This is a genomic window from Pseudomonas sp. L13 (assembly GCF_009935965.1).
Lineage (GTDB): Bacteria > Pseudomonadota > Gammaproteobacteria > Pseudomonadales > Pseudomonadaceae > Aquipseudomonas > Aquipseudomonas lactis.
In genome coordinates, this window is record NZ_QODJ01000107.1 from 1 (window position 1) to 9,054 (window position 9,054).

Sequence of the window (9,054 nt, forward strand, 5' to 3'; positions counted from 1 at the left end):
TATCGCGAGCTGATCCAATGTTGGCCAGAAGCTGTTTAGGGCTTCCTCGAATAGGCCTGATACATAGATGCAACCGGATACCATTGTTTAAAAAGCGGGTTGACAGTGGGGGCGAGTCCATACATAGGAGCGAGCTTGCTCGCGAAAAGCCCACAAGCGCCGCGCTTATCCAGGAAACCGGCGTGATCGTTAACGTTTTTCGCGAGCAAGCTCGCTCCTGCAAAGGACGGTCATTGGCCCAGCGGTGTGGCCGCAGCCGGCGCATTGAGACGCTGATTCAGATTCTGCACCTGGCTCTGCAAGGTGGTGATATTGCGTGTGGTTTGGATGCGGAACACGTCGAATTCCTTGTTGGTCGGCGCGTCGACGTTGGCCGGCTGGTTTTCCTGGGCGCTCTTGAGTACCAGCAGGTCCTGCTCGAGACGGGCGATGGCCGCGCTCGGGTTGCCTTGCTTCTTCAAGGCAGCCACATCGGTGGCCAGGCCCTTGACCTCGGCCTGCGCTGCCGTGAGGCTGGCGACCGCGTCAGTGAGGGCCTGCACCTGGCCTTGCAGCTTGGTGTTGGCCGCTGTCAGTTCGGTGGTGCTGGCACTCATCTGCGCCAGGCGGCCGTCCAGTTCGGTGGCTTGACCCGCGACGCCCAACTGTTGCTTGCCCTGCTCCTGCAACTGGGCTTCCAGCTGCTTGATCTGCAGCTTCAAGGCTTCGCTGCCGTTGTTCACATTGGCTTCGCTGGCCACGACCTTGCCGGAGATCGCCTGCAGGCGACCCGCAGCTTCTTCGCTGATGCGGGCAAAACTCTCCTGGGTGGCAACCAACTGCTGGCCCATCAGGGAGATCTGCTGGAAGCTCCACCAGGCCAGGCCCGCGAAGGCGATCAACAGCGCGCCAACCAATGCCCACAACGGCCCGGTGCTGGCGCTCTTGACCTTGACCACGGGCGTCGTTCGCGAACGCACCGACGTCGCGGGGGTTGGCACGAAATCATCGTCATCCCCAAGATCGGCCCGCAGGCTGGGAACGTTGTCGAAGTCGTCTTTAGCATCGTTACGCATGAATCTACCCTGAATCAATGAGATGGCTGGCTGCAAGGCCGAGCGGCAGGAGTATAAACCGCACTCCCGGCGCATGGATCGACTCGGAACCTGGAATTGGGTTCCCGAAGTGTTGCTGCGTATGAGCTTATTGGCGGCCCGGGTCCTGGGCTTTCCACCAGCTGCAGAACTCGTCGAGCGCGGCCCACAGGCTGACCTTGGGCTCGTAGTCGAGATAATGCCTGGCGCGGCTGATGTCGAGGGTGAAATCTTTGTTCATCACCTGCATGCCCAGGCGCGATAACCCCGGCTCCGGCCGCCCCGGCCACATCGCGCAGAAGGCTTCATTCAGGGCCGCCACGCTGTAGGCCGCACCGTAGGAGCGGTAACGGGTCACCTGGGGCAGCTCCATTTGCCGCATCACGTAGTTCACCACATCCCAGATCGGCACCGGTGCGCCGTTGCTGATGTTGTAGGCTTTTCCCAGGGCCGAGCCAGTGGCGAGCAAACTGCTGAGCAGCGCCTCGTTAAGGTTGTGCACGCTGGTGAAGTCGACTTTGTTCAAGCCGTCGCCGACGATCGCCAGGCGGTTCTTGCGCTGCATTTTCAGCAGGCGCGGGAAGATGCTCATATCGCCAGCCCCGGTGACAAAGCGCGGGCGCAGGGCTATCACTTGCAGGCCGAACTCCTGGGCGCCGAACACCTTCTGCTCGGCCAGGTACTTGGTGGCGGCATAGGGATGTTTGAAACGCTTGGGCACTTGTTCTTCGGTGAGCCCTAGATGGTCTCGACCGTCAAAGTAGATCGACGGCGACGACAGGTGCACCAGGCGCCCGACGCGCTGTTTCAGGCAGGCCTCAACGACGTTTTCGGTGACCAGCACATTGTTCTGGTGGAAGTCCTGGTACTTGCCCCACAGCCCGACGGCGCCGGCGCAATGCACCACGGCTTCGACATCGCGGCACAGGTCGCGCACCAGGTCGGCGTCATTCAAGTCACCCTGGATAAACTCGGCACCGCGCCGTACCAGGTGCTCCACACCCTCGGCGCGCCGCCCGTTGACCCGCACGTCCAGGCCTTGTTCAAGGGCGAAGCGCGCAAAGCGCCCGCCGATGAAGCCGCTTGCGCCGGTGACCAGAATTTTCATGAAGCCTCCTACGGATGCAGCTGCCAGCGTCAAGCTTAAAGCTGCAAGTTAAAAACGATCTGCGAGCTCTTCACTTGCAGCTTGCAGCTTGACGCTTGTCACTGCTGATAGGGCACCAACCAATGGCCACACACATCGGCCAGATGGTCGGTCAACAAGCCCAACAGTTGCCCGCCACTGCGCCAATGATGCCAGTACAGCGGCACATCGATGGGCTTATCTGGCAATAACTCGACCAATACGCCGGTTTCCAACTGGTCGCGCACCTGTAATTCAGGCACCAGCCCCCAGCCCAGGCCGGCTTCCGTCAGGCGGATAAAGCCTTCGGATGACGGGCAGAGATGGTGTTCGAAACCACCGTCTACCCCCAGGGACGCCAGGTAGCGGTGCTGCAGGAAATCATCCGGGCCGAACACCAGCGCAGGCGTGCGCGCCAATTGGTCGGCCCGCACGCCCCCAGGAAAATGCCGCGTCAGAAAGGCCGGGCTGGCCAGCGCCCGATAACGCATGGCGCCCAGCAACAGGCTACGGGCACCGGCCACGGGGCGTTCGCTGGCGCAAATGCAGGCCGCCACTTCACCGGCGCGCATGCGTTTGAGGCCCACGGTCTGGTCTTCGACCACCAGGTCCAACAGCAAATGCTGTTCGGCGCAGAAGTCGCTGACCGCCTCGGCCCACCAGGTGGCGAGGCTGTCGGCATTCAGGGCAATGCGCAGGCGCTCGGGCATGCCCTCCTCGTCCAGGGCCGGCACCTGGCTTTGCAGGTCACGCTCCAGCAAACGCACCTGCTGCACATGGTTGAGCAGGCGCCGGCCGATGTCGGTAGGCGTTGGCGGCGAGGCGCGTATCAACACCGGCTGGCCGATGCGCGCCTCCAATAGCTTGATGCGTTGGGAGATGGCTGACTGCGACAGCCCCAGCACCTGGGCACCGCGCTCAAAGCCGGCTTGTTCCACCACCGCCGCCAGGGCAGAAAGCAATTTATAGTCGAACATCAGTTTCTCTAATGAGCGATCAGCAATATTGGTTTTTCTTATACAACCTCGAGCGTCACCATAGCCAGCATCGTTTGAGCATCAACAAGGATCTTCCTCTATGTGGCAAAGCTATATGAACGGTTTGCTGGTGGCCCTCGGGTTGATCATGGCAATCGGCAGCCAAAATGCATTTGTACTCGCGCAAAGCCTGCGCCGCGAACATCACTTACCCGTGGCGGCGCTGTGTGTGATCTGCGACGCACTGCTAGTGGCCGCTGGGGTATTCGGGCTGGCCACCGTGCTGGCGCAGAGCCCGATACTGCTGGCGGTGGCACGCTGGGGCGGCGCTGCGTTCCTGCTCTGGTACGGCGCATGCGCGCTGCGCAGGGCCTGCTCGAAACAGAGCCTGGACCACAGCGACAGCCTCAAGACGCGCTCATTGCGCGCCGTATTGCTGAGCGCCCTGGCGGTAACCTTGCTCAACCCCCACGTCTACCTGGACACCGTCCTGCTGATCGGCTCCCTGGGCGCGCAACAAACCGAACCCGGTGCCTACGTTGCCGGAGCGGCCAGTGCCTCGTTCCTGTGGTTCGCCACCCTGGCGCTGGGCGCGGCATGGCTGGCACCCTGGCTGGCACGCCCGGCCACCTGGCGCCTGCTGGACCTGCTGGTGGCCGCGATGATGTTCTCGGTGGCCTATCAACTGATCAGCGCCTGAGCAATATTCCAAAACGCTCTGGAACCTCTATCCCACACAGTTGTTGCGTGGTTATGCCGCACCCCCGGTGCTATGATCAGGCCCCTGCGCCGCAAAGAGTACAAACTCCCCGGCGCATGTTTGGCCGCCCGTGATCGGCCTTGCGCTCACCGCAACTGACCTGATTAGGAGAATCATCATGGCTTTCGAATTGCCGCCGCTGCCCTACGCACACGATGCCCTGCAGCCGCACATCTCCAAGGAAACCTTGGAATACCACCACGACAAGCACCACAACACCTATGTCGTGAACCTGAACAACCTGGTGCCTGGCACCGAGTTCGAAGGCAAGACCCTGGAAGAGATCGTCAAGTCTTCCTCGGGCGGCATCTTCAACAACGCTGCTCAGGTCTGGAACCACACTTTCTACTGGAACTGCCTGGCGCCAAACGCCGGCGGCCAACCAACCGGCGCGCTGGCTGAAGCCATCAACGCTGCGTTCGGTTCGTTCGACAAGTTCAAGGAAGAGTTCACCAAGACTTCGGTCGGCACCTTCGGTTCCGGTTGGGGCTGGCTGGTGAAAAAGGCTGACGGTTCCCTGGCCCTGGCCAGCACCATCGGCGCCGGCAACCCGCTGACCAACGGCGACACCCCGCTGCTGACCTGCGACGTCTGGGAACACGCCTACTACATCGACTACCGCAACGTGCGTCCAAAGTATGTGGAAGCGTTCTGGAACCTGGTCAACTGGAAGTTCGTGGCTGAGCAGTTCGAAGGCAAGACCTTCACTGCCTAAGTAACGCTTGCAGTAGAAAGAGCCCGGCGATTGCCGGGCTTTTTTATGCGCGCCAGGCAGACAGCCCAGAGATACCGGAACTCAACCGTAACAATTCACCACACATACCTCAGGAGGAATAACCCTCCTGAATGAATGTGGAGAATGACGATGGATCCTATTTCGATGGCAGCAGGGGTTGCAGGTGCAATCCCAATGGTAGCGGGTATTGCTGATAAAGGGCTGGACCTGGCAAAAGGCGCAATGGACATGGCAAACAAAGCCCTGGACATGGTCAGTGAAGGCTCGAAAATCGGTGGGGAGCAACAACAACCCCAGGGCCAGATCGATTTTTCTTAAATCGTCACCAACTCGAAGGCGGATAGCTTCCGCCTTCTCCGCTGCTGCACTCTACCCTTTCCTGTTTATGACAAGCCCGAACCTCAGCGGGCGCGTACCTGCGTTTATCCTGCCCAAACCTCAATTCAGCTCAGGCCCCAATGTCCCTTTGACTGCCATCACCAGATTGCCAATACTCATGGCATATTGACGGCCACCCGCATGAGACAAGGAATGCCCCTTTGAAGCTGGAACTCAAGAACAGCTTGTCGGTGAAGTTGCTACGGGTTGTGCTGCTGTCGGCCTTGATCGTGGGTGTGGCGCTGAGCGCGGCGCAGATCGTTTTTGATGCCTACAAGACACGCCAGGCCGTGGCGGGCGATGCCCAGCGCATCCTCGACATGTTTCGCGACCCCTCGACCCAGGCCGTGTACAGCCTGGATCGCGAGATGGGCATGCAGGTGATCGAAGGCCTGTTCCAGGACGACGCTGTGCGCATGGCCTCTATCGGCCACCCCAACGAGACCATGCTGGCGGAAAAAAGCCGCCCTTTACAGCAGTCCCCCAGCCGCTGGTTGACCGACCTGATTCTTGGCCAGGAACGCTCCTTTACCACTGCGTTGGTGGGCAAGGGCCCCTACAGCGAATATTACGGCGACCTGAGTATCACCCTCGACACCGCCACCTATGGCCGAAGTTTCCTGGTCAGCTCGGTCATCATCTTTATCTCGGGCGTATTGCGCGCCTTGGCCATGGGGCTGGTGCTGTACCTGGTGTATCACTGGATGCTGACCAAACCGTTGTCGCGGATGATCGAACACCTGACCTCGATCAACCCGGACCGCCCCAGCGAGCACAAGATCCCTCAGCTCAAGGGCCACGAACGCAACGAATTGGGGCAGTGGATAAACACCGCCAACCAATTGCTCGAATCCATCGAGCGCAATACCCACTTGCGCCACGAGGCCGAGTCGAGCCTGTTGCGCATGGCCCAATACGACTTCCTGACCGGCCTGCCGAACCGCCAGAAGTTGCAGGCGCAACTGGACAAGATCCTCACGGACGCTGGCCGCCGGCAACGCCGTGTCGCGGTGTTGTGCGTGGGCCTGGATGACTTCAAGAGCGTCAACGAGCAGTTCACCTACCAGGCCGGCGACAAACTGCTGCTGGCCCTGGCCGACCGCTTGCGCGCCCATAGCGGGCGCCTGGGTACGCTCGCGCGCCTGGGAGGCGACCAGTTCGCTCTGGTGCAAGCCGATATCGACCAGCCCTACGAAGCCGCCGAACTGGCGCAAAGCATCCTCGATGACCTGGAGGCTGAATTTGCGCTCGACCATGACCTGATCCGCCTGCGCGCCACCATCGGCATCACACTGTTCCCGGAGGATGGCGACAGCACCGAAAAGTTGCTGCAAAAAGCCGAGCAGACCATGACCCTGGCCAAGAGCCGCTCGCGCAACCGTTACCAGTTCTATATCGCTAGCGTCGACAGCGAAATGCGCCGGCGCCGTGAACTGGAGAAAGACCTGCGCGATGCCCTGAGCCGCGAGCAGTTGCACCTGGTGTACCAACCGCAAATCAGCTACCGCGACCATCAGGTGGTGGGCGTGGAAGCCCTGCTGCGCTGGCAGCACCCGGAGCACGGGTTGGTACCGCCGGACTTGTTTATCCCGCTGGCGGAACAGAACGGCACCATCATTCCCATTGGCGAATGGGTGCTGGACCAGGCGTGCCGGCAATTGCGCGAATGGCATGACCAGGGCTTCACGGCGCTGCGCATGGCCGTCAACCTGTCCACCGTGCAACTGCACCACACCGAGTTGCCGCGGGTGGTCAACAACCTGATGCAGATCTATCGCCTGCCGCCACGCAGCCTGGAGCTGGAAGTGACCGAGACCGGCCTGATGGAAGACATCAGCACCGCCGCCCAGCACCTGTTGAGCCTGCGCCGCTCCGGGGCGCTGATCGCCATTGATGACTTCGGCACTGGCTACTCATCCCTGAGTTACCTCAAGAGCCTGCCCCTGGACAAGATCAAGATCGACAAGAGCTTCGTCCAGGACCTGCAGGACGACGACGATGACGCAACCATCGTGCGCGCCATTATCCAACTGGGCAAAAGCCTGGGCATGCAGGTGATTGCCGAAGGGGTGGAGACTGCCGAACAGGAGGCCTACGTCATCTCCGAGGGGTGCCATGAGGGGCAGGGTTATCACTACAGCAAACCGCTGCAGGCCCGGGAGTTGTCGGCTTATTTGAAGCAGGCCGAGCGCAATAACGCCGTGAGTCTTTGAATTTACACTTCGATACTCAATATTTCCCGCGTATAAGCCTTTACACAAAATGCAAATCTTTCGCATTATGTCGCAGCGTTTGCGCTCCCCGCGCGCCCTTTCAACAACCGAAGCAGGATGTTCGCCATGATTCGTATGCCCCTGGCCACCGCCAGTCTGCTGGCCATTGCCATTTCTCTCGCCGGTTGCGGCGAAGGTAAAGACAAGGCCGCCGCGCCCCAGGCACCCGCTGCCGCCAGCACTACCGCACCGGCGGCTGCCCCGGCTGGCCAGGTCGACGAAGCGGCCGCCAAGGCCGTGGTCGCGCACTACGCAGACATGGTGTTTGCGGTGTACAGCGATGCCGAATCCACCGCAAAAACCCTGCAGACCGCAATCGACACCTTCCTCGCCAACCCGAACGACGAAACCCTGAAAGCGGCCCGTACCGCCTGGATCGCCGCGCGCGTACCCTACCTGCAGAGCGAAGTGTTCCGCTTCGGCAACACCATCATCGACGACTGGGAAGGCCAGGTGAATGCCTGGCCCCTGGACGAAGGCCTGATCGACTACGTCGACAAGTCCTACGAACACGCGCTGGGTAACCCAGGTGCCAACGCCAACATCATCGCCAATAACGAGATCCAGGTGGGCGAAGACAAGGTCGACGTCAAGGACATCACCCCAGAAAAACTCGCCAGCCTCAATGAGCTGGGCGGTTCCGAAGCGAACGTCGCCACCGGCTACCACGCCATCGAATTCCTGCTGTGGGGCCAGGACCTCAACGGCACCGGCCCAGGCGCAGGCAACCGCCCGGCGTCGGACTACATGACCGGTGACGGTGCAACCGGCGGCCACAACGAGCGTCGCCGCACTTACCTGCGTGCGGTCACCCAACTGCTGGTCAGCGACCTGCAGGAAATGGTCGACAACTGGAAGCCCAACGTCGAAGACAACTACCGCGCCACCCTGGAGTCGGAACCGGGCACCGATGGCCTGCGTAAAATGCTGTTCGGCATGGGCAGCCTGTCCTTGGGCGAGCTCGCCGGGGAGCGCATGAAAGTGTCTCTGGAAGCCAACTCGCCGGAAGACGAGCAAGACTGCTTCAGCGACAACACCCATTACTCGCACTTCTACGACGCCAAGGGCATCCGTAACGTCTACCTGGGCGAATACACCCGTGTTGACGGCACCAAGCTGACCGGCGCCAGCCTGTCGTCCCTGGTGGCCAAGGCCGACCCGGCAGCCGATGCAGCCCTCAAGGCTGACCTGGCGGCCACCGAAGCGAAGATCCAAGTGATGGTTGACCACGCCAACAACGGTGAGCATTACGACCAGTTGATCGCCGCGGACAATGAAAAGGGCAACCAGATCGTGCGTGACTCGATCGCCGCCCTGGTCAAGCAGACCGGTTCGATCGAAGCCGCTGCCGGCAAGCTTGGCATCAGCGACCTGAACCCGGACAGCGCTGATCACGAGTTCTGATCAAGCGCAGTTGAAAGAGGCGACCTGCGGGTCGCCTTTTTCATGCGCGCAATAATTGCAGCACCTATCTCTGTGGGAGCTGGCTTGCCTGCGATGGCGGTGGTCCAGTCGACTAATTGCCACTGATACACCGCCATCGCTGCAGTAGGTATCTACACCAATGTGTAGGCTGTACCCGCCAACGCTAACCACGATGCGAAGCGAGCCGCTCTTGATCTTGCTCTTGATCTGCTTGTGATCTTGATCTCATGCGCCCCGTTAAACCACGCTGGCCGAACGCAGGCTTGAATTCGTGGGTAACCCGGCAGGACGCCGGGTTAGCCGCCC

At 60.9% G+C, this 9,054-nt stretch carries 8 protein-coding genes; 5 read left to right on the forward strand and 3 right to left on the reverse strand.

Translation table 11 applies throughout. From position 1 onward, the window contains the following. Positions 1-230: 230 nt before the first annotated feature. The 3 genes from DK871_RS27760 to DK871_RS27770 form a co-directional block, all read right to left on the reverse strand. Positions 231-1,055 (reverse strand): ATPase, encoded by an 825-nt coding sequence (locus tag DK871_RS27760; RefSeq protein ID WP_161907407.1) that lies wholly within the window; start codon positions 1,053-1,055, stop codon positions 231-233. 127 nt (positions 1,056-1,182) lie between these two features. Next, on the reverse strand, positions 1,183-2,181 hold the full coding sequence (locus tag DK871_RS27765; protein WP_161907408.1) for an NAD(P)-dependent oxidoreductase: 999 nt from the start codon (positions 2,179-2,181) through the stop codon (positions 1,183-1,185). A gap of 98 nt (positions 2,182-2,279) precedes the next feature. After that, positions 2,280-3,176, reverse strand: a complete 897-nt coding sequence (locus tag DK871_RS27770) for a LysR family transcriptional regulator ArgP (RefSeq protein ID WP_161907409.1) — start codon at positions 3,174-3,176, stop codon at positions 2,280-2,282. 100 nt (positions 3,177-3,276) lie between these two features. Here DK871_RS27770 and DK871_RS27775 point away from each other — a divergent pair, with 100 nt between their 5' ends. From DK871_RS27775 to DK871_RS27795, 5 genes are all read left to right on the forward strand, one after another. After that, on the forward strand, positions 3,277-3,876 hold the full coding sequence (locus DK871_RS27775; RefSeq protein ID WP_161907410.1) for a LysE/ArgO family amino acid transporter: 600 nt from the start codon (positions 3,277-3,279) through the stop codon (positions 3,874-3,876). Positions 3,877-4,054: 178 nt separating this feature from the next. Then, positions 4,055-4,651, forward strand: coding sequence for a superoxide dismutase (locus tag DK871_RS27780; protein ID WP_003175739.1), 597 nt, complete (start codon positions 4,055-4,057; stop codon positions 4,649-4,651). 150 nt (positions 4,652-4,801) lie between these two features. Continuing rightward, on the forward strand, positions 4,802-4,990 hold the full coding sequence (locus tag DK871_RS27785) for a hypothetical protein (RefSeq protein WP_161907411.1): 189 nt from the start codon (positions 4,802-4,804) through the stop codon (positions 4,988-4,990). Between the two features lie 221 nt (positions 4,991-5,211). Continuing rightward, entirely contained in the window at positions 5,212-7,263 is a 2,052-nt protein-coding gene (locus tag DK871_RS27790; RefSeq protein ID WP_161907412.1) for a bifunctional diguanylate cyclase/phosphodiesterase, read from the forward strand. 126 nt (positions 7,264-7,389) lie between these two features. Then, complete coding sequence (locus tag DK871_RS27795) at positions 7,390-8,727, forward strand: imelysin family protein (protein ID WP_032895564.1); 1,338 nt, start codon at positions 7,390-7,392, stop codon at positions 8,725-8,727. Positions 8,728-9,054: the final 327 nt, after the last annotated feature.